This is a genomic window from Sphingobacterium suaedae (genome assembly GCF_042684625.1).
Taxonomy (GTDB): domain Bacteria; phylum Bacteroidota; class Bacteroidia; order Sphingobacteriales; family Sphingobacteriaceae; genus Sphingobacterium; species Sphingobacterium suaedae.
The window spans coordinates 421,099-443,260 of sequence record NZ_JBHULR010000015.1; the positions used below are offsets into that span (position 1 = coordinate 421,099).

Here is a 22,162-nt window from a genome sequence, read left to right on the forward strand (position 1 = left end):
ACGCTATTACGGATGCCAAAATCTTCGAAATAATACTTTTCGCCGATTTCAAATATTTTTATTCCTTGTATATCTGCTCTCGGAGTGCGATGCACGGAAAGATAAAGTATTGCTTTTTTATCAATCTTTCATGTAGTGTTAGCATCTTCATTATTTTGATATAATTAACAGTTGATCTTGTTCATTAAACTACGCACAAATCAATCTTGACGTACGCCAATTTGCTTAACATAGAGTCGAAGTCCTCGGCCAGCATGGAATGTGTCGATGACATTTTGGGCGAGCGTGTTTTAACCCTAAAGCTAGCCTAAACCCCATTTTTGACCGAAAATTGTACTATAAATGACGAATTTGTGTATGGTTGGATTACTTAAAACCGACTAAGTTTGACTTGTTATTCAATTATAAATCTGGGTGAAGAAGTAATGCCAATGCAAACCAAAGACTAATCGTCTTCTTAGTTTCCTAGATTTAACACATCATCAAATACAAACGCAGTAAAGCGGGTTTGGATCTCACAAGCTGGTCGTTAGTGTTCATGAGATGTGCTTACAATTGAGCATAACCAAAATTATAAAACGTATGAACATTTTTATGCACTGTTAACCATGATGAAGAACCTAAAATTTGTTTTTATGTATGTTATGCTATGGGTCGTCCCGATGGCAACATACGCACAGGGTAAAATTTCAGGGCAGGTCGTGAACAAGGACAATGAACCTATTGTGGGGGCAAGCGTCGTTGTGGAAGGGATGCCCAATCTGATTACCAATACAGACGCTGAAGGACAGTTTCAGCTTGCGGGGGCCAAAGGACACCTGCTGATTACCTACATAGGCTATCAAACGCAACGCGTCGCGATAGGTGAACAGACACAACTCTCCATCGTCTTGGAACGCGGTGAACAGACGCTTGAAGATGTGGTGGTTGTCGGCTATGGTACACAATCCAAACGAAACATCACCGGGGCTGTCAGCAACATCAAGTCGGAAGATATCGTCCGCTCGTCTTCTACTACTACAGCTGGTGCGCTAGCCGGAAAGGTACAGGGGATTTCGGTACGCGCAAAAGACGCCCGTCCGGGAAGAGGCGCTGCCATCGAAATCCGGAATATGGGTTCCCCATTATATGTTATCGACGGAATCGCGTACGGTGGCCAAGAGGGAACGGATTGGGTCGGTACCCAAAACGGGTCTGGAGCGGATATCTTTAACTCCCTGAACTTGGAGGATATAGAAAGCATCTCTATTTTGAAGGATGCAGCAGCAGCGGTATATGGATTTAGGGCGTCCAAAGGTGTTGTTTTGATTACCACGAAGAAAGGTGCAAAAGGGGAGACTGCAAAGATTAATATTAATGGCTATCAGGGATGGCAAAATCTGACCCGCTTTCCAACGATGGCAAATGCCGCGCAATATACCCGAGGGTTGGTTGAGGCAGCGCAGAATGAGAACCGGGACCCGAACGTGATCTATACCCCCGAAGAACTCGCTAAATGGCAGGCAGGAACTGAGCCAGGATATCAAGGTTATGACTACTATGATATGGTTATTCGTAAGAACATCCCGCAGCGGTATGTGAATGCCAATATCACGGGAGGGGGGCAGAAATCAAATTATTTTCTTTCGATTGGTCATATGGATCAGGAAGCTATGATCAAGGATTTCAACTACAAGCGTACAAATTTTCAGGCCAATATGGAAGCTGAAGTGTTAAAAGGCTTCACAGTGGGTACGCAGATATCAGGCCGTCATGAAGGCACGCAAGACGTAGGTCTGCCGGGAGGCGATGGTTATTTCTCCTCTATTCTGGCGATTATGAAAAACCGGCCTACCGTTTCTCCGTATGCAAATGACAATCCGTTGTATCCATCCCATACACATGACTTTCCCTATAATCCGGTATTGTTCGACCGAGATATCGTCGGTTATAAAGACAACAAATACTTGGCTGGAAACGTCAATTTATTCGCTTCCTATAAAACCAACTTTGGTCTTTCTGCCAAGGGAACTGTTTCTTACAACTATACAAATAATGTGTTTGAGGGGTTTCAGTATACCTATGACGTGTATAGATATGAGGATGACATATATAAAAGGACCGGAGGGAGTGATGCCGGTTGGCGTTACGATACCGATAGAAAGATCGTCTCACGGTTTGCACAGTTTCAAATTGACTATAATAAGCAGATCGGAGACCACACGTTTTCAGGAATGTTGGGCTACGAACGATCGGATTGGGACAGAACGCTTAAAGTATTGGGAGCCAACCCTTCGAACAATTACATTCCACTTTTGCGTCTGGATGAGCTCAATAGTTTATCCGATGAATGGGCTTATGAGGCTAGAGCTGGGTATATTGGTCGGATCAATTATAACTACAGAGGTAAATATCTGCTAGAAGTATTGGGCCGGTACGATGGTTCGTTCAAATACTATGAGGGTAGACGTTGGGGCTTGTTCCCTGGAGCTTCACTCGGTTGGCGAGTGTCCGATGAAGCATTTTTTGAGCCTATAAAAACAACAGTTAACGATCTTAAAATACGTGCGTCCATCGGACAGACCGGATTGGAGGAAGGTGTCGGAATGCATGGTTATTTAGCCGGATACGACTGGGCTTCCGGTAATGCGGTCCTGGATGGATCGTTTGTACCGGGGGTGCGCCCGCGAGGACTACCTATTCGTAATCTTTCTTGGGTAAAGAACACTAACTATAATATCGGTATTGATGCGGCATTGTTAAACAATAAGTTGACCATAACTGCAGACGCTTTTAAGATTATCCGTACGGGATTCCCAGGGAAACGCTACGATGTGCTCTTGCCTGCGGAAATAGGCTATGAGTTACCAAATGAGAATCTCGGAAAAAATGGATATTACGGAGCGGAGGGTATAATCACCTATACGGATAAAGTAGGGGAATTAAACTACGTGGTCAGTGGAAATATGACGTTTTCTCGATTCCGCGACTTGGAGACCTATAAACCGAGGTTTGGCGGTTCGTGGAATGAATACCGGAGTTCGATCGAAGACCGTTGGGGAGGTGTTTGGTGGGGTTATCAAGTTGTCGGACAATTTCAGTCGGAAGAGGAGATTCGCAACCATCCAATTAACAACGATGGTCAGAACAACCGTACGCAGTTGCCGGGGGACTTAATCTACAAAGACGTCAATGGAGACGGTGTAATAAACGGCATGGACGAGCGTCCGATCGGTTATCCAACGGGGTGGGCGCCAATGATGAGCTTTGGCGGCCGTGTAGGTTTGGACTGGAAAGGGATAAATCTAAATATCGATCTAGCAGGAGGGGCGGTGCAATCCTGGTTTCAGGACTATGAGCTGCGCAATGCATTCCATGGAGGAGGTAATTCGCCGGCTTATTTGCTAGAAGACCGTTGGCACCGGAAGGATCCCTACGATCCGAATAGCGAGTGGGTTCCGGGACGTTATCCAGCTATCCGTAATGGGAATACCGGCCCTAACAGTAGGAACAGTGATTTCTGGCTGACGAATGTGCGGTACCTGCGTGTACGCAATCTGGAGGTTGGATACAACTTGCCAAAAAGTATCATTGAAAAGGTAAAAGCGGAGAAAGTAAGATTTTATATCAACGCGTCGAATCTGTTTTCGTTTGATAATGTCAAGGATTTTCAGATTGATCCGGAGATCGAGGCAAGAGCGGCGGTAGTGTATCCGCAACAAAGGGTATTTATGGTTGGATTTAATATGACTTTTTAACATGAGATCGCTTAAAAAATATTTTTATATAGGCATAGCGTCATTGTCAATGTTGACAACGGCGGGCTGCAGCCACGAAGATTGGTTTGACAGGGACCCGAAAAATTTGATAACAGACGAACAGCTTTGGAATGATCCTAAAATGCTAAACTCGTTGTTGGCTAATTTTTACGATCGATTGCCGACCTTACATGGGGTTTTTAATACCGGCGGTATGACCGAATTGGACGACGCAATGTGGTCCGGGCACCGCGACCAGAACTGGCGAAACGACTTTCAGTTTGGCGACGACTACGGCCGCTACTGGGATTATGGTTTTATTCGCGACATTAACCTTTCGCTGGAGAATATAGAAAAACTCAGTTCTGAATTAACAGACGCGCAGCGCAAGCAATATATCGCCGAGATCCGCTTTGTGCGCGCTTTTGTGTATTTCGAACTAGTAAAGCGTATGGGTGGGGTACCGATCGTCACCACGCAGCTGATTTATGACTTCAGTGGAGATCCTACGCCACTACAGGTTCCCCGCGCAAAGGAACACGAAGTATATGACTTTATCTTTGACGAACTGGAAGCTATTAAAGAGGACCTTGCGGTGAATAACGGGAGCGAAACACGCGCGAATAAATATACCGCACTAGCGCTGGAAAGCCGCGCCATGCTTTACGCCGCTTCTCTGGCAAAATACAACAATCAAATGGCTTCACCAATTACAACCGCAGGTGGGGAAGTTGGGATTCCCGCAAATATGGCTACCGACTATTACACTAAATCCTTGGCAGCCTCGAAAGAGATTATCAACGGCCCGTTTCAGCTGTACGATGAGAATCCGGACAAAGGGGCGAATTTCTACGATATGTTGAATAAAAAGACAGGAAGCGAAGTGATTTTTGCTAAAGATTTCGTTACCAGCCTGAAGGTTCATCGGTTTGCTTACGATAACATTGTTAAAAGTATGACGGAAGATAATGAATCATCGTCAACTATATCACCTTCGTTAAGCCTTGTGGAAAGTTTTGAGAATTTGGACGGAACGAGCGGTAAACTGCGGGACAAAGATGCTTCTGGCAATTATATTGCCTATACGAATATCGATGATATTTTTGCTAACAAAGACGGCAGGCTCTACGGAACGGTTATTTATCCCGGGACATCCTTTAAAGGAAGACCAGTAAGTATCCAAGCAGGTGTTGCAAGCTGGGTAAATGGATCTTATCAGTTTACAGCGGCTCCGCAGCTCGGCGAGGCGCATGGTTCAGGTGGGTTATGGACAGGCTTTGATGGCCCCCTTTATGATGCGCAAGATGTTAGTAATACAGGTTTCTATATTCGCAAATTTGTTAGTGATGCACCCGCCGCCAGCACACGCGGGACTTCTGCTGCGAATTGGTGGCCATGGTTTCGTTTAGGTGAAATCTATCTCAATGCTGCTGAAGCGGCACTTGAGCTTGGACAAGCGGCCGATGCACGGAATTTCGTGAACATGGTGCGCGAACGTGCCGGCTTTTCGGCAAACAGTATTACCAACATCACAATGGATATCGTGCGTAATGAGCGCCGGGTGGAATTAGCATTTGAGGATCACCGTTTTTTCGATTTAAAAAGATGGCGCATAGCTCATCAGGTATGGGATGGTTCGGAAAATGATGATAACAGTGTCGTTCACGGTCTGTACGCCTACCGCGTGGTGAGACCGGGACACCCCGACCACGGAAAGTATATATACGAGCGGGTAAGACCCGCGCGGTTCCGGCGTGCACGGTTTTTCCGCATGGCCAATTATTATGCATCGATTGAGCAGTCTGTCATAGACAAGAATCCTAAAATTATTCGGAATCCATTCCATTAACCTGTTTTTGTTATGAAAATGAAAATTTTAAATCTATTAGTAGCAGCCGTATGCCTCTTGCTGGTCGGGTGTGAATATGATAATTATGAAGCACCAAAATCGATGCTGACCGGGAGGGTCGTCTATGAAGGTAGTCCTCTAGCTGTTCGGAATAACGGGCCAAAATTCGAGTTATGGCAGGACGGTTTTCCGTTGCGATCCAAGATTGATGTTTTTTTTGATCAGGACGGTAGTTTCTCGGCAAGTCTTTTTGACGGAGAGTATAAATTAGTGCGCATGGGCGACTCGCCTTGGCTACATCAGGCAACGGATACCATCGTGGTGCAGGTGAAAGGCAATACAACTATTGACGTGCCTGTAACTCCTTATTTTACAATTACAAATGAAACGTGCCAAAGCTCCGGCAGTAGCATCACGGCGCAGTTTACAGTCAACAAGATTGTTCCCACGGCGAATATAGAGTTGGTTCGTTTGTATATTGGAGGATCCATTCTAACGGATCAGGTGAGGCATGAACTGCGGGTAGACGCCAATGTATCAAATATCCTACTTGGACAGCCGGTGACTCTAGTGGGCGAGCTACCGGATAATTTGAAAAATCTAGACTTTGTGTTTGCTCGGGTTGGCGTTAAATCGACTGTATCGAGTGAATACATCTATACGCAAGTACAAAAAATAGCCTTAAAATAGCAGTATTACACGAGCGCGTACCGGATGTTGCGCTTCTATAAAAAGGCATAAAACCCCAGAAGCGCGAGAGGATATCTCGTGCTTTTGGCATGTTATTAAAATAATACGTATATACTATAAACTAAACCCGAATGAAGAAGAATAAAGCGATCACGTTTATTTTGGTATGGATCATGCAGCTGGCGGTTACGGCCTATGCACAAGGTTATCGGTATGGCCCCGCCGAGAAGGACTTCGCCGGCTATTTGTTTGCTTATTTTAAAGGAAATGCTGTAAAAGACGAGGCTGTATGTTTTGCTATAAGCACAGATGGCTACACCTACCGCGCGTTAAATAGCAATCAACCGGTGTTGGATTCGAAAACGATAAGCTCTACAGGTGGTGTCCGCGATCCACATATTCTCCGCGGAGAGGATGGAAAATCATTTTATATGGTACTTACGGATATGACCTCGTCTAAGGGTTGGGATTCTAACCGAGCGATGGTGCTTTTGACATCAACTGATCTCATTCATTGGGAACACCATATCATCCATATACAACAGCGTTATAAGGGGCATGAAGACCTGAAGAGGGTGTGGGCGCCCCAGACGATTTTTGATGCTTCTGTGGGCAAATATATGGTGTACTGGTCTATGCAGCACGGCAATGGTCCGGATATCATTTATTATGCGTATGCGAATAAAGATTTTACTGATCTTGAATCCGAACCGAAAGTGCTTTTTTTGCCAAAAAATAGGAAGTCTTGCATAGATGGTGACATCGTGGAAAAGAATGGCCTGTATTATTTATTCTATAAAACGGAAGGACACGGAAATGGTATCAAATTGGCCATTACTGATTCCCTGACCTCTGGAAACTGGGTGGAACAACCCGGTTACAAACAGCAAACAAAAGATGCGGTGGAAGGATCCAGCGTATTTAAAATGAACCAGTCGGATAAATATATACTAATGTACGACGTGTATGGAAAAGGAAAATACCAATTCTGTGAATCGGTGGATCTTGATCGTTTCCGCGTTATCGATCATGAGGTTTCGATGGATTTCCACCCGCGCCATGGATCGGTCATCCCGCTTTCACGGCGGGAGCTATTAGCCCTGACTGATCGGTGGGGTAAACCAGAGGGTGTCGACTTGAGCTTCCGAAAGAACCCGATATTGGACGGTTTTTATGCAGATCCAGATGTGTTGTATTCCCATAAAACGAAAAAATATTACATCTACCCAACCAGTGATGGGTTCGACGGCTGGGGCGGATATTATTTTAAAACCTTTTCGTCCCCGGATTTAAAAACATGGAAGGATGAAGGCGTTATCTTAGACTTGAAGAAAGATGTTCCGTGGGGTCCTCGCCACGCGTGGGCGCCCACAATTGCCGAGAAAAAAGTCAACGGCGATTATCGGTACTATTACTACTTCACCGCGGCGCAAAAAATAGGCGTGGCTGTGTCAGATTTGCCGACAGGTCCTTTTAAAGATTCGGGAAAACCGTTGATTGACTTCAAACCGGATGGCGTAAAGAGGGGACAGGAAATTGACCCAGCGGTGTTCCATGATCCAAAATCGGGAAAAAGCTTCTTGTATTGGGGGAATGGATATTTGGCTGTCGCGGAGCTTAATAAAGATATGATGTCGATTAAAAAAAATACGATCAAAGTCTTGACGCCGGATAAGACATTTCGGGAAGGGGTTTACGTGATTTACCGTCAAGGCAAATATTATTTTCTTTGGTCGGAAGACGACACGCGTAGCGAAAACTATAGAGTTCGTTACGGTACGTCCTCCTCACCTTACGGGCCGATCACTATCCCAGAAAACAACCTAATCTTGCAAAAGGATCCTACACAAGGTATTTACGGGACGGGGCATAATTCAGTATTACAAGTGCCGGGAACAGATGAATGGTATATTGTGTATCACCGCTTCAATAAGCCCGATGGTATCCATATGGGAGACGCCGCGGGATTCAATCGTGAAGTTTGTATGGATCGGTTGTATTTCGATGCCGAGGGAAGCATTGTTCCTGTTATGACAACGGACTAGCATAGATTGTGTTCAGCGTAAATTACGAACGCTTGATACTCGTATGAATAATATAAACAAATACCAGAAAAAAACATTAAAACAATGATAAAGCCGATGAAGAATATAGCCTGGATTGTCGCATTAGCGTTGTTGTGTTCGAACGAGCTGTTTGCTCAACCAGGGTTTGGAGAAGCTGAAAAGCTGAATAAGGATTGGCGTTTCCACAAAGGGGATACCGAAGGCCAACTAAAAAAAGACCAGAACGACCGCAGTTGGCGAAGGGTACAACTTCCGCACGACTGGAGCGTGAAATCTCCATTGAGCCCGAGTTTGGCCAGTGCCACCGGCTATCTTCCTGGGGGCATAGGCTGGTATCAAAAACAACTGCTGGTGCCGGAGGAAGATCAGGGTAAGAAACTCTATTTGTATTTTGAAGGAGTGTATAACCGTAGCGAAGTGTTTATCAACGGTCAATCCGTTGGAACACGTCCAAATGGCTACATTTCCTTTTCGTATGACATTACACCCCATATTCAATATGGGAAAGAAAATACCATTGCCGTCAAGGTAGACCATAGCCAAAATGCGGATTCGCGCTGGTACACAGGTTCGGGCATTTACCGCGATGTATGGATCGTGAAAGCGAATTCTGTTCACTTGGCTCAATGGGGTGTATACGCTTATCCAGAAGTGCAAAAAGGGAAGGGCATATTACATACGGAAGTGACGGTACAAAGCAGTGCAGCTGTCGCCGAATCTGTTGCCGTAAACCAAGAATTAGTTGATTACACAGGAAAGGTAGTGGCTAAGAAAACGCAGAAAATCACCGTCGCCCCTAGTAAATCTGCATCGGTACAACTGCAGCTTGCAGTTTCCAATCCCAAGCTATGGAACCTCCACGAGCCGACTCAGTACAGATTAAAGACAACTGTGGAGCAAAAAGGCAAAATTTTGGATGCATCAGAAGTGAAAACTGGATTTCGTACGTTTACGTTTGACCCCGATAAAGGCTTTGCGCTGAACGGAACTTGGATGAAGGTAAAAGGAGTATGTCTACACCACGATGCCGGTGTGTTGGGGGCGGAAGTATATCCTGAAGTATGGAGACGCCGCTTGTTAACGTTGAAATCGTTGGGCGTAAATGCCATTCGAACCAGCCATAATCCACAGGCCTCTTCATTATATGATTTATGTGACGAACTGGGCATCTTAGTGATGGATGAGGCGTTCGACGAGTGGGAATTTCCGAAGCGGAAGTGGTTGCAGGGCTGGAATGTAGGCACCCCCGGCTTTGAAGGTTCGTTTGATTTCTTTGAAGCGTGGGGTGAGCGTGACCTGGCGGACATGGTGAAACGGGATCGAAATCACCTCTCTATTTTTGCATGGAGTATAGGCAATGAAGTAGATTATCCCAACGACCCCTACTCGCACCCGATCTTGGGCGGCGAAAAAAAAGATGGGGGTTTTACACAGGCATCCTATGGCGGGTATAAAAAGGATGCGCCGGATGCTATGCGCTTGGGCGATATTGCGAAGCGGTTGGTAGCCGTTGTTAAAGCACACGACAAAAGCAGGCCCGTAACTGCAGGCTTGGCTGGCGTAGCCATGTCAAACGAAACGGCTTATCCGGGATCTCTAGATATTGCTGGATACAATTATACGGAAAGCCGATATCAAGAGGATCACCGCCGGTATCCAGAGCGTGTGATTTTTGGAAGTGAAAATAGGCACGACTACCCAGCCTGGTTGGCAGTACGCGACAACGCGCATATTTTCGGTCAATTTTTATGGACAGGGATTGATTATTTAGGCGAGTCCGGGCGCTGGCCGTCTCGCGGATTTTATTCGGGTCTGCTGGACTTTGCTGGCTTTGTAAAACCACGGGGTTACTACCGTCAGGCCCTATGGGCTGAGAAACCGATGGCGTATATCGGCACGTATTCCCTACAGGGGGGAGCAGGCGCTACCGATGTATGGTCTGCTTTGGAATCTGAACAAGGGCAGCGGACGAATGAGGCGCCTTCGATGGATGCATGGCCGATTTGGAATTACTCGGAAGGGCAGTTAATTCGCGTAGTTTGCTATACCAATTCCCCACAGGCACGATTGGAACTTAATGGTAAGATTGTGGGAGAAGACAAAACACAAGAAACAAGTACGGGTATTATCTTCTGGGATATTCCTTATACTACCGGCAAACTTGAAGTAATTGGTTTGGACAGCCACGGCAACGAAGTGACGCGCCACCACATCCAGTCGAGCGGCCGTCCAGTGGCGATCGAAGCGACTGTTGTTGATCGTAACGAAATTAAACCAGACGATGTTGTTCAGGTTGCTGTACAAATTGTGGATGAACAGGGAGTTCCGGTCGTTTTGTCGGAGGATGAAATAACTTGCGCGATTGCTGGAAACGCTCGTCTATTAGGTATGGAAGCTGGAAACAATGCCGATATGGGCGATTATACCGATAACCGGCAGCGCGTATACCACGGTAAGTTGATCGTATATGTGCAAGCGCTTGGGAACCCCGGCGACAAGATCGATATCCGGTTTACCGCGCCGTGGTTAAAAGCGGCTACGGCTCAGGTCCTTATTCGGTAAGGATGGCAAACGGAAATATTGTTTCAACCCACGATAGCTTGTAAGTTGATTTGAGACTATGGGGCGTCGTACTTGCAAAGGAGTGGACGTTCAGCATAATTAGTCGACCCGGCATTGGAATGAATGGGGTACACCGATGGAAAAATTGTTGATAACACGCGTCTTACATATTTTATTTTAGTTGGCTTGAGCATCAAATGGGCAGATTTGTAGTTTCTATGAAATTGTTTCTTACAGTAAGCTAGAAATAAGAATAATTGCTTTTTGTATTTAACAAAATATATCTATAATTGCTTTTTGTATTTAACAAAAATTAGGTATAATTGTTTTTTATAAAAAGCAATTATGGAAACGCTGTTATTGGAATTTCAATCGAGACTGGCCCGTGTATCTTTAGATATACAACGTTATCTTGTTCACCAAATAGATTTGGGAAACCGGCTTATTGCGATAAGAGGTGCGCGAGGGGCTGGAAAAACAACCCTTCTTTTACAGATTGCAAAGTTACATTTACCGTCACAATCAACATTATATGTCAGTTTAGATCACATTTATTTTTTTGATAATAAACTTTATGATCTTGCTAAACAATTTGCTCAATTTGGAGGAACACATTTATTGTTGGACGAGGTTCACAAGTATCCTAATTGGTCAAGAGAGATAAAGCTCATTTATGACAATTTTTCTGACCTCAACATGATCTTTACCTCCTCTTCAATGCTTGAAATTTACAAAGCAGAGTCGGATTTAAGTAGAAGAGCCGTTACTTATAATCTGAAGGAATTATCGTTTCGGGAGTTTATTATCTTTGAGACCAAGAAGATATTGCCGACGTATTCATTAGCTGAAATTTTAGAAAACCATCACAGTATAACAACAGGGCTTTTGGATGCAATAAAACCATTGCCGCTATTTGAAAAATATCTGAAAACGGGAGCTTACCCTTATTACAAAGAAAATGAAACTCTCTACATACAAAAATTGCAAAATACCATTAATTTGATCATCGAAATAGATATCAATGCAGTGGAGAGTTTGCAATACGACACGTTGGTGAAGCTGAAAAAACTACTTATTACAGTTGCGTCCAGTGCTCCGTTTACGCCTAATATTACGAAGTTGAGCGAAAAAGTAGGTGTTTCACGAAATTTGTTAGTACACAGCATAAAACTTTTGGAACGTGCCGGGCTCGTCAATGAGTTGTATAAAGACACCTCGGGAATCGGCGTATTGACTAAACCTGAAAAATTATATTTGAACAATAGTAACTTGATGTATGCATTGGCAAAAGAGAACACAGACATAGGTAACGTCCGTGAAACATTTTTCTTAAACCAATTCAAAGGTTTACATGAAATAAACCTTCCAGAAACTGCGGACTTTATTGTTGACCAAACCTATACATTTGAAATTGGAGGAAAAAACAAAACCAGGAAACAAATAGCAAACGTGGCAAATTCCTACCTAGTGAAAGATAGTATAGAAATAGGATTTGGGAATATCCTTCCGGTTTGGCTATTCGGATTTATGTATTAGCCTTCTCAAATTAAATTGAAATTTCAATCGAGACTGGCCCGTGTATTTTTGGATATACAACGTTATCATGTTCGCCAAATAGATTTGGGGAACCGGCTTATTACGATAACAGGCGCGCGAGGGGCTGGAAAAACGACCCTTCTTTTTTTACAGATTGCAAAGTTACATTTACCGCTACAATCAACATTATATGTCAGTTTGGCTATCTCGTTAATAATAGCCAGTTGTTGTTTGGGATAGATAGAGAGCCGTTTGGTAACTGGAGCCCAAACGGCTTTTAATATCGTTGAACTAATAAACGTTATATCTTCCGCTTTAATTTGATTTTGCTAGGAAGCTTGTAAACGTCCTCCGTTTTCTCTTTATTGATAATGACTCCCTGCGAGGTACTTGGCGTTAGGATCAAAATCAGCTCATCTTTAGTTTCTAACATATTGATCTTAGCCTTGTATCTTGTTGAGTTAATATCTAGGGCAAAGTAGCCTTCAATTATATTTGCATTCGATTTATGTCCCTTTGCCGAAAAAGTTGCAGATTTAATCCTTTCGCTTGTGTCCTTCGGCGGATGGCTTATAGACAAAATTTTATTATCGATAATGAGTTGATGGTATCCGATAATGCAATCAATCTTCACACTTCCTACAAGTAAAGAGGCTTTACTGAGATTGAGAGTTAGGATGAACGGACTGTTTATAGATTCCCATGTCCTTTCAAATTGATTGATGTTTTGTTAATAACATGATCTTCAGGTCGTAGTTGTTTGAAATCTTGAGCAGTACCTGTAGATGCTACAATAATCGCGAAAATTGAAAGCATTAGGATTTTTGTTAAGTTATTCATAGTTAATTTATTAACAAGGGTTTGGAATTATAACTGTTTGACCATTTTGCGTGGTTATTTCTTTTGGATCCCACTTTCCTGTATTACTATTGTATTCAAGTAATATAATCCCCGCATCCTCTACGCGCAGACGCGAATTGAGCAATTAGCGTATTAATACGCCTAATCAAACTGCGCACCTTTATGAATAGGAAAGAGTTTCAGCGAACAGGAGCAGAGGGAGGGAAGCAGATCGGCAAAAGCGGGAGCTGCTACGGTTGTATTTGCAAAAACGTAGTCGCCGCTTTTTGGGTGGTACCATATGATACTTGATTTAGGCGAAAAATGTTGGATCCTACGGGAAAAATAACGATCTTAAAGTTTTGTAGTACAAGTTGCTCTGCACGGCTAAAATAATCTCCTGATTCCATGAACACGCTCTTTTCTACCTCTTCTCACGCCAAAAGATCCAAACAAATTTGGCTCAATCCCTCGAATCGTTATGCAACGCACAACACCCGAAATCTGTTGTATCATTTGCAGAAGATTGGAAAAAGTGCAAGCGTGATTTTAGGGCATCAAAGTACCAATACGCTAACGCGGTCGGGTTTTCTAACGATAGCGGATTCAGATATCAAGCGTGTTTGTGGACAATTTCCGGGCATGGTCAGTTACGACCTGGGCTGGATGGAGCTCAATAACGGAAAGGTATGGTTGGACGGTACCGTAGATCGACTGATCGCGGCGATCAAATATTGCCGGAAATTAGGGCTGCCGGTGTGTCTTTCTTGGCATACACGTAATCCAATCGATGTGGCTCATGACCAAAAGAACAGAACGGCAGCGGGTAAGGTTAAAGATTTTGGGAACACCGTTGAACAGGTGTTAACGGATGCACGCGTAAAGAACGTTTACTTAAGCTGGCTGGATGTGTTGGCTGATTTTTTCGGACAGCTCGTTGATGAAACTGGACATGATATTCCCGTGCTGTTCCGACCTTTTCATGAATGTTCCGGCCACTGGTTTTGGTGGGGGAGTAAACAATGTTCGTCTGAAGAATATATTCGTTTATACCGATTGACGCACGACTACCTCACCAAGGAAAAGGGGGTGGATAACGTGCTCTGGGTGTATAACACGGACAAGGTTTATAAGGTATCGGATTTTAAGGAGCGGTATCCTGGCAATCAATATATAGATCTGCTGTCCATGGATTTTTACGACTCTCCGAAATTTAGTCCTACCGACTTTCAGCAAGCCCTTAGCAAATCGCTTCACGTGCTCACGAGCAGTGCCAAAGAGCTGGATAAGGGGTGCTTTATTGCCGAATGTGGGCGTAAAAATTATCAGGAACAGCTTTACTTTACTACACGTGCTGCCCAATATTTTGCGGAGGACCTCATCGCTTGTAGTTTCTGGGCCAATACGCCTAAGAACTATTACATGAGCTTTCCTTCCGATCCAAACAAAGAAGACTTTTTAGCGCTGATAGATAATGCCCTGATCCTGATGGAAAAGGATGTCAGGATGCTTAATATTTTTAGTTAATGTAGATGTAATTGGCCCTTAATTCCAGCAGGTTGCTCTATGTCCTGGATCAAAAAAATTAAAATCGTAGCCCATGTTTGTCGAAAATTTTCACTGTTTTTACAACAAAAAAATCAATAAGAAAATTTAAAGGTGTTGATAATAAAATAGTTGCGAATATTGAAAAGCCAAGAGTTGATGCTATTGTTTATGGAAGATTTTCATAATTTGGGTTCGTCTAAAGCCGTATCTAAAGCATTGAAACGATTGGTAGAAAAATCAGGGTTGTCGGGGGTGTCACGTTGAGGTTTTCAAACCATCTTTCTCAAAATAGGCTGTTAGCGAAGTGAGAAGAGAATTGGCCTATCTTTTTTTAGCTTTACTTCTTATATCACTGGAAGCATAATCTTCTGATTCAGTCGCTTTGGAGGATTTCTACTGAAAATTTTGGCAATAGTTTTGTAGTGAATAAATTAAAGAGCGAAACTGAAAGTCAAGCTCAATTCGACGAATGTTTTGTAACCAGAAAACCAATAAAAACTTTTTACATTTTTAAAGAAGGAGTTTTAAAAAGAAAGTGTGTTTAACAATTGAATGGCAATGGAAATAAAATTTCAATCAATAGACGATCTAATAGCCAATACCCCGAATACCTTTAAAAATCGCAAAGCAGATGACAAAGATTTGGATAAAATGGCACAATGGGTTGCTATATTAGCAGGGTTTCTGCAAATAAAAGGCATAGATGAGACGGAATTTGATTTTTTGGAACGAGCGTTAGGCAACATCTTACCCGCTGAAATCAGAATGTTGTATGCAAATATTGGTAAAAATATCGATGAGTTGGCGAAAGAAACTTTGAAGTTCCAAAAGTTCCGGCTATTGACTATCGAAAATTTCTGGATAGAAAAGGGCGTGGTTGTTAAAGATTATTACACGGATGAATGCTGGTTTAAAACCGATGTTTTAATATATGCGACGGCAAAAAATACCAAAAATCCGGTCTATGGTATTGACCTTAAAAATGGCTGGAGCCTGTCCTACGAAAAGTACTGGTTTTATCAAAAAGATGATATGCCATTGTTTCAGAAACTGACAACGCTGTTTGCAAACATTATTATTGTCAACAAGGGAAACGTTATTAAAACCAAAATAAAAGGAATTACGGGTATAAAGCGGGATGATAAGGTGGAAAAGGAATTTGGGGATCTATTGCTAAGATTGCCCGATTTCAAATTTTACGAGCATACGATTTTTTATAACCGGACACTTGATATGGTCGGGTGGTTTAGGGCAGGAAATGCTCCGGATTTTTTGTTGGGCAGTGACAGCAAAAATAATCTGAATAGCTTAATTGCCAAATTCGGGTTTCAGAGTGCTAAATTTTTAAAGAATGCGGATAAATTAGAATAATCTCGAAGCTAAATTCTCTGCCAAGATGCGTTATTCAATAAACCAATATGAAAATTTGTAAAATCGATCAGATAATCAATATAAAAATATATCAAATATTATTGAATATACGATCGACCAATTTAGGGACTATAAAGGACAGGCTTTGTCCGAAGCATGGGAAACTCCGGGGTTTCAACTATTAGAAAGTGTTACAAACAGTAAAAGTGAACAAAAGAGTGAACAAGCAAAGGAAAACGGTTTTGATGCAAGAAGCTACGAAAATATGCTGTTTGTAAAATCGGAGTTTAATCTATCTATTCGAACACCACAATATAGAGTTATGGCCAATTGCGATAAAAACTGATGAACCAAACTTCTTCAGACTTTAATGTGACAGCAATGACCGAAATAACAGAATCTGTTTGTTAATCAATTGCTCCTGAAAAAGGTGCCTTTCTTGATCGTTACATAACAATACAAGGAAAAACTAGTACTTCTGATTCGGAAGAAACAAGTACCGTGTAATTTTGATTCTTGCGAACCCCTCTTTTATTAGAATACACCCGGCTATCGTTAAGATCAGTGTGAGTATATCGAAAAAATAGGACTGGTTGGTTTGGGGTAATAGCTTTGGGATAAGGACGTTTCCGAAAAGGATGTGAAAACTTAAAATAAAAAAGCTACTCTGGCCGCATAGATTAAGAAACCACGCTAACCACTTCTGTCTGGCGATCAGATTGGAGACATTCCATATCATGATTGTGCCTACGATCGAATATAATAAGGTTAAAAAAAACGGCGCGAAGACATTATTTGTCAGACTCAGGTTAATGTCGATCTTTTGTTTTGCGAGTATAAAGGTGAAAAAAATAAGAACCGAGTATATCCATACATGTTTTGATAGGAGACCGTTCAGCCAATGTTTTGTTTTTATGAGGTAACCTATAGACAGATATAGTAAAAAGTATATAATGGTCGAGGGGTTGAAAAAATAATATTTTAAGTTGTATACATTCAAAAGAGATAAGATCAGGAGTATACAGAAAATGACTGGAAATTTAACGTCATTGTTTTTGCTTTCCAAGACATAGAAAATCAACCTGAAAATTAACAAGGAAAGGAAAAGGCTGAAAATGAACCATAAGGGGAACGCGAGCACAATGGCTTGTGCCACTGCATTTTTGATGCTGGTCAGTACGTTAGGGGAACTTCCTGAAAACAGAAGAGCAAATAAGGAGAAAAGAGCAATCGTGTTCACGGTTGGTTTCAATAGGGAATCAACTTTTGATAAGGCATAGGTACGTAAAGTCCTTTTATTACTGTAGAGAAAGCCGGAAATGATGATGAACAGCGGCATTTTAAATATCATTAAATAGTGAATGTTTAATTCTGTAAGCTCCGGATGCTTTTTGATGACTAACAAATGACTAAAGGTCATTAATAAGATACTTATTCCTTTACTGATGTCGAGAGACTTGATTCTTTCCATAAATATGCTTGTTCAAAATGGATATGTGCAGTGGTTCTAAGTTTGTTTGGATTATACTATGAGGTTGAGTAGTTGAAAGCAATGGTCCATTTATGGCAGAACTCTCAAACCGCCGTAGATAAACGAGGTATCTTTTATCTGGTGCATAACGCATTCACCCAAAACTGACACGTAATTCATAGACCAGATAACGGTCGTTGTCAGGTCATAACCGATGCAGGATCCACACGTTGTATAAATGACTCCACCATGTCGACCATTTGTTTGCTACCCATAAAGCATGGACATCGTTGATGCAATTGATTTGGTATAAGGTCTAAGATCCTTTCCGTTCCATTGGTCGCCTTGCCCCCGGCCTGTTCCACGATGAAGGCTATCGGATTGCATTCATATAGTAACCTGAGTTTTCCTTGGGGATGCGATAGCGTATGGGGGTACATGTAAATACCACCGAGTAATAGATTACGATGGATATCGGCAACTAAGGATCCAATGTACCTGGAGGCATATGGACGCCGTGTTTGCGGATCTTCAGCCTCACAATATTTTATATATTTTTTTATGCCTTCGCTGAATTTTTTATAATTTCCCTCATTGATGGAATATATATAGCCCTGATCAGGAATTCTGATGTCCGGATGCGAGAGACAGAATTCTCCTATACTGGGATCCAGCGTAAAGCCGTTTACCCCATTCCCTGTGGTATAGACCAGCATCGTAGAAGAGCCGTATACGACATATCCGGCGGCAACCTGTTGATTGCCGGGTTGAAGGATGTCCTCAGGCATGGCCTGGCCACCGGTTGATCGCCTCCGATAGATTGAAAATATCGTGCCGACCGAAACATTTACATCGATGTTGCTAGAGCCGTCAAGCGGATCTATACAAACGATATACTTTGCATTCTTCGAGACGTCTGAGTTTATATAGATCGGATGTTCGTGTTCCTCGGATGCAACGACGCAGCATTCGCCGCCGCTGGTCAGTGCACGGATAAATTGTTCGTCGGCATAGACATCAAGTTTCTTTTGGCCTTCTCCTTGTACGTTTACTGCACCGGCATCGCCGAGGATATCGCCAAGTCCGGCTTTGTTGACCTCTCTGTTGACAATTTTGGCGGCAATCCCAATGTCGCGCAGGAGTCGTGAAAGTTCTCCTTTGGCATACGGAAAATCGGCTTGTTTTTCGATGATGAATTGTCCTAGCGTTTTAAATGTGGTCATAGTGTTTGTTTTATTCGTCTGACTATTCTGTTGTTTTTTTTTCGTCTGACAACCTGTAAAAAGGACCCTGTCAGGCGGGCACATTCACGCGCCAAGTTCTTTGCCATAGCGCTCCACTCGGTAACCGTTGTATGCCTTCCCTCTGATCCAAATTTCCGTTGTGGCTTACGCCGTCGGGCAAGCCGCACCAAGGTTCGATACATAAAAATGGAGCACCAACCGGCGCCCAAAGCCCGAGATAAGGAAAGCCTTCGAAATCGAAATGAAGTTGGACAACATCGTCACTTCCCAGCAAGGTGACACCGGTGGATTGCAGCTCTTTGATGACCCAAGCGTCTTGACTGAACATATTGGTCGAGAGGGGGAGACGTCCGTTATCGAGTGCATACCGTTCATGATCCTCTCGGAGTAGTCCATCCTGAAGAAAATAACGGCGGAGGTGCTGATCGGCTTCGAAATGAAGGGTATGATCCGACCAACGTTGGCCTTCATGCTGCTCCAACTGGAAGGCTGGATGGCCGCCTATACTAAATAGTAAGCATTCGGTCCCGGGATTATACACTTCGTAAGTGCAGGCTAATTGACGCTGATCCAGCATATAGTGTATGCGCAGCTCAAAAGGAAAGGGATAGCAAGAGCGTGTCGCTGCATCGGAAGAAAGGCCGAGAGATAAGGCTTGCTCGTTTTTGCTAAGGAACTGAAACGTCCGGTCGCGTGCAAACCCATGTTTAGGCAGCACATAGCTGTTTCCCCGATAGGTATACCCTCCGTTCTTTAGTTCGCCAATACATGGGAATAGGACGGGGGATGACCTCGCCCAATAGGCGGCGTCACGTTGCCAAAGCAGTTCCCGACGACGGCTTTTGTGAACGAGGCTTTGCAGCTCCGCACCAACCGCTGTTACAGCCGCAGCAAGCGATTCATTTTCTAGAGTGTACAGCGAATCCATATTAATCGATCAACCTAGACTGATGCTTTTCCAAGGTATTGTATACCTTCTTTACATCTTGGGATTTTTCTTTTTGTACCATGAGTAGTGCATCTTGTGTGGAGACGATGATGGTATTTTTTAGTCCGACAAATGCCGTATATAAATCGGTTCCGATCACCATGTTGCCGTGTTCATCTACGGGATACCCGGTCGAAATAAAGTAATCATACAAGGATTCGAACGAACCTAGGTCGGACCATTGAAATTGCGTCTTCACCACGCGGATTTTTTTTGATCGCTCCATCACTGCGTAATCGATGCTCATGGACGGAATTTTTTTTGAAAGCTGTTCGTCCAAACGTCCTTCTTGTTGTTGTTTCCAAACGTCCTGTGCGGCACGGTAAATCGCCGGTTCGAAGCGATACAGCTCCTCGAGCAGGACATCGGCTCGAAAGCAGAACATACCCGAGTTCCACAAAAAATTTCCGCGTTCGATAAAATCTTCAGCCGTATCGTGATTCGGTTTTTCCCGAAAGGAAAGGACCTGATCCTGTTCGTATTCGATGTAACCGTAACCTGTTTCAGGACGGGTGGGGCTGATCCCAAAGGTGACAATATACCCTTCTTCGGCCTTACGGATGCCTTCTTCGATCGACTGGGCATAATCTTCGTCTCCCAGGATAACATGATCCGATGGCGTGACGAGCAAAATATCGTCAGGATCAGAGGCCAGCGCAGCGAAGGCGATGGCCGCTGCGGTGTTACGCGGCGTGGCTTCTATGATGTGCTGATGCGGAATGTCGTGATTGGCCAACGCCTCGCGGCTCAAGATGTAATTGTCGCGGTTGCCTACGACGATAACTTTGCTGGTCAGTGCCGTGTTACGCTGGACCGTCATTGCGAATAGAGAGCCTTCGTTGAACAGGGGTAAATACTGCTTTGGATTATTTTTTCGGGACAGCGGCCAAAGGCGGCTTCCTACCCCTCCGGATAAGATGACATGAATCGTAGTACCCATGGAAATGTTTAACTGTTGGCTAATTGTATGTTTCTTTTCTCGGCTTCCTTGTCAGCAACGACTTTCCGCAACCCATGACTGGAAAAACGATGCGTACGCTTGTTGTAATAAATTTCGATACCCTCTTCGATACAGTATCGTCGGCCCGTAAAGTCGCGGTCGCGGTACTCTTCACCAATAAAGCGTACCTGGACGGGCAAAGCTTGAATCATATCCGCTAAATCCTGTTCGGTTTCATAGGGTATGATTTCATCGATATAATGACAACCTTCCAATTGGATAAACCGTTCGACAATGGACTGCGTAGGTTTATTTTTTGTCGGATCTACCTCAGAGGGATCGGTATTCAAACCGACGATCAGGTAGTCGCAATGCTGCTTGGCTTCGGCCAACATCATGATATGGCCGGCATGGAGGAGGTCGAAGACCCCAAATGTGATTCCTCTTCTCATAACTTTATTTTTTTAATGCTTTTTGCGAGCTAATAAGGTACTGCAAGGGTATACCCTTACGGATTAGTTCTTTATTGCGCTTTTTTGTTGGTCTTTTTTACGTCATTATGTACCGTGTTGTCTAAGGGGATGATGGTACTGAACCGTTCCATTTCTCTTTCGGCCACCACACGCCGTAGGCCCGAACTGGAGAAACGATGATCCCGCCTGTTAAAATAAAAAGCGATGCCTTTTTCCTCACAGTAGGATCTTCCCGTAAAATTTTTCTCCCGGTATTCATCACCCAGGATACGGAGATCAACCTTAAACGAGCGTAGGATATCTTCCAGGTCCTGCTCGGTTGCATAGGGTACGATCTTGTCCACGAATTTGCATCCTTTTAGTTGGAGGTAGCGCTCTACCACGGTCTGGGTAGGCTTGTTTTTTTCCGGCCGGTCTAGGGTAGGATCTGTCTGCAGACCGCAAATTAAATAATCACATTGTTCTTTCGCATCTTCCAGCATTTTGATGTGTCCGGCGTGCAAAAGGTCGAAAGCAGAAAAAGTAATTCCAATTTTCATAAGAAAAAATGTTAAGTTAGTTTAAACGATAGCACGATTAGCACGAGATGTATTCCTTTTTTTTATGGTTTCATCTGTCGCTGACGTTAAAACAGTTGTAGATTCGTAGAATCTGTAGTACTAAATTTTACTTTTTGCTTGCAGGCATGGATTGATAATCGAATATACTAAAAAAATATGGTCATAACTATTGATTCTTGTTATTTGTAGATTAAAAATCCGTTAAATCCAAGCTTTTTTAGTTCTGTGTCGATCTTCCTGCATAATGATTTCTTTTTACGACATAGTTGACCTCCTTTCCTATGTAT

Annotated in this window: 14 protein-coding genes; 8 read left to right on the forward strand and 6 right to left on the reverse strand. The window is 43.3% G+C overall.

Annotated elements, in window-relative coordinates; genetic code table 11:
* Nucleotides 1–608: 608 nt before the first annotated feature.
* The 8 genes from ACFSR5_RS17465 to ACFSR5_RS17500 all read left to right on the forward strand — a co-directional run bounded on the left by ACFSR5_RS17465 (nt 609) and on the right by ACFSR5_RS17500 (nt 16,199).
* Entirely contained in the window at nt 609–3,737 is a 3,129-nt protein-coding gene (locus ACFSR5_RS17465) for a SusC/RagA family TonB-linked outer membrane protein (RefSeq protein ID WP_380905756.1), read from the forward strand.
* A gap of 1 nt (nt 3,738) precedes the next feature.
* A complete protein-coding gene (locus tag ACFSR5_RS17470) occupies nt 3,739–5,586 on the forward strand; it encodes a RagB/SusD family nutrient uptake outer membrane protein (protein ID WP_380905757.1) in 1,848 nt (615 codons plus the stop codon).
* A 12-nt stretch (nt 5,587–5,598) separates the two neighbouring features.
* Entirely contained in the window at nt 5,599–6,276 is a 678-nt protein-coding gene (locus tag ACFSR5_RS17475) for a DUF3823 domain-containing protein (RefSeq protein ID WP_380905758.1), read from the forward strand.
* A gap of 131 nt (nt 6,277–6,407) precedes the next feature.
* Nucleotides 6,408–8,321 (forward strand): family 43 glycosylhydrolase, encoded by a 1,914-nt coding sequence (locus tag ACFSR5_RS17480; RefSeq protein ID WP_380905759.1) that lies wholly within the window; start codon nt 6,408–6,410, stop codon nt 8,319–8,321.
* Between the two features lie 96 nt (nt 8,322–8,417).
* Complete coding sequence (locus ACFSR5_RS17485; protein WP_380905760.1) at nt 8,418–10,904, forward strand: sugar-binding domain-containing protein; 2,487 nt, start codon at nt 8,418–8,420, stop codon at nt 10,902–10,904.
* 345 nt (nt 10,905–11,249) lie between these two features.
* Entirely contained in the window at nt 11,250–12,440 is a 1,191-nt protein-coding gene (locus tag ACFSR5_RS17490) for an ATP-binding protein (protein WP_380905761.1), read from the forward strand.
* 1,248 nt (nt 12,441–13,688) lie between these two features.
* Entirely contained in the window at nt 13,689–14,807 is a 1,119-nt protein-coding gene (locus ACFSR5_RS17495) for a glycoside hydrolase family 26 protein (protein WP_380905762.1), read from the forward strand.
* A 579-nt stretch (nt 14,808–15,386) separates the two neighbouring features.
* Nucleotides 15,387–16,199, forward strand: coding sequence for a hypothetical protein (locus ACFSR5_RS17500; protein ID WP_380905763.1), 813 nt, complete (start codon nt 15,387–15,389; stop codon nt 16,197–16,199).
* Nucleotides 16,200–16,668: 469 nt separating this feature from the next.
* Here ACFSR5_RS17500 and ACFSR5_RS17505 read toward each other — a convergent pair whose 3' ends face one another.
* The 6 genes from ACFSR5_RS17505 to ACFSR5_RS17530 all read right to left on the reverse strand — a co-directional run bounded on the left by ACFSR5_RS17505 (nt 16,669) and on the right by ACFSR5_RS17530 (nt 21,854).
* Nucleotides 16,669–17,670 (reverse strand): acyltransferase family protein, encoded by a 1,002-nt coding sequence (locus ACFSR5_RS17505; protein WP_380905764.1) that lies wholly within the window; start codon nt 17,668–17,670, stop codon nt 16,669–16,671.
* A gap of 200 nt (nt 17,671–17,870) precedes the next feature.
* Nucleotides 17,871–18,893 carry a class 1 fructose-bisphosphatase gene (gene fbp, locus ACFSR5_RS17510; protein ID WP_380905765.1) on the reverse strand — a complete coding sequence of 341 codons (1,023 nt, stop codon included), beginning with the start codon at nt 18,891–18,893 and terminating at the stop codon, nt 17,871–17,873.
* A 70-nt stretch (nt 18,894–18,963) separates the two neighbouring features.
* Nucleotides 18,964–19,842 (reverse strand): aldose 1-epimerase family protein, encoded by an 879-nt coding sequence (locus tag ACFSR5_RS17515; RefSeq protein WP_380905766.1) that lies wholly within the window; start codon nt 19,840–19,842, stop codon nt 18,964–18,966.
* 1 nt (nt 19,843) lies between these two features.
* Nucleotides 19,844–20,842, reverse strand: coding sequence for a mannose-1-phosphate guanylyltransferase (locus ACFSR5_RS17520; protein ID WP_380905767.1), 999 nt, complete (start codon nt 20,840–20,842; stop codon nt 19,844–19,846).
* Between the two features lie 8 nt (nt 20,843–20,850).
* Entirely contained in the window at nt 20,851–21,294 is a 444-nt protein-coding gene (locus ACFSR5_RS17525; RefSeq protein WP_380905768.1) for an adenylyltransferase/cytidyltransferase family protein, read from the reverse strand.
* 71 nt (nt 21,295–21,365) lie between these two features.
* On the reverse strand, nt 21,366–21,854 hold the full coding sequence (locus ACFSR5_RS17530; RefSeq protein WP_380905769.1) for an adenylyltransferase/cytidyltransferase family protein: 489 nt from the start codon (nt 21,852–21,854) through the stop codon (nt 21,366–21,368).
* Nucleotides 21,855–22,162 lie beyond the last annotated feature (308 nt).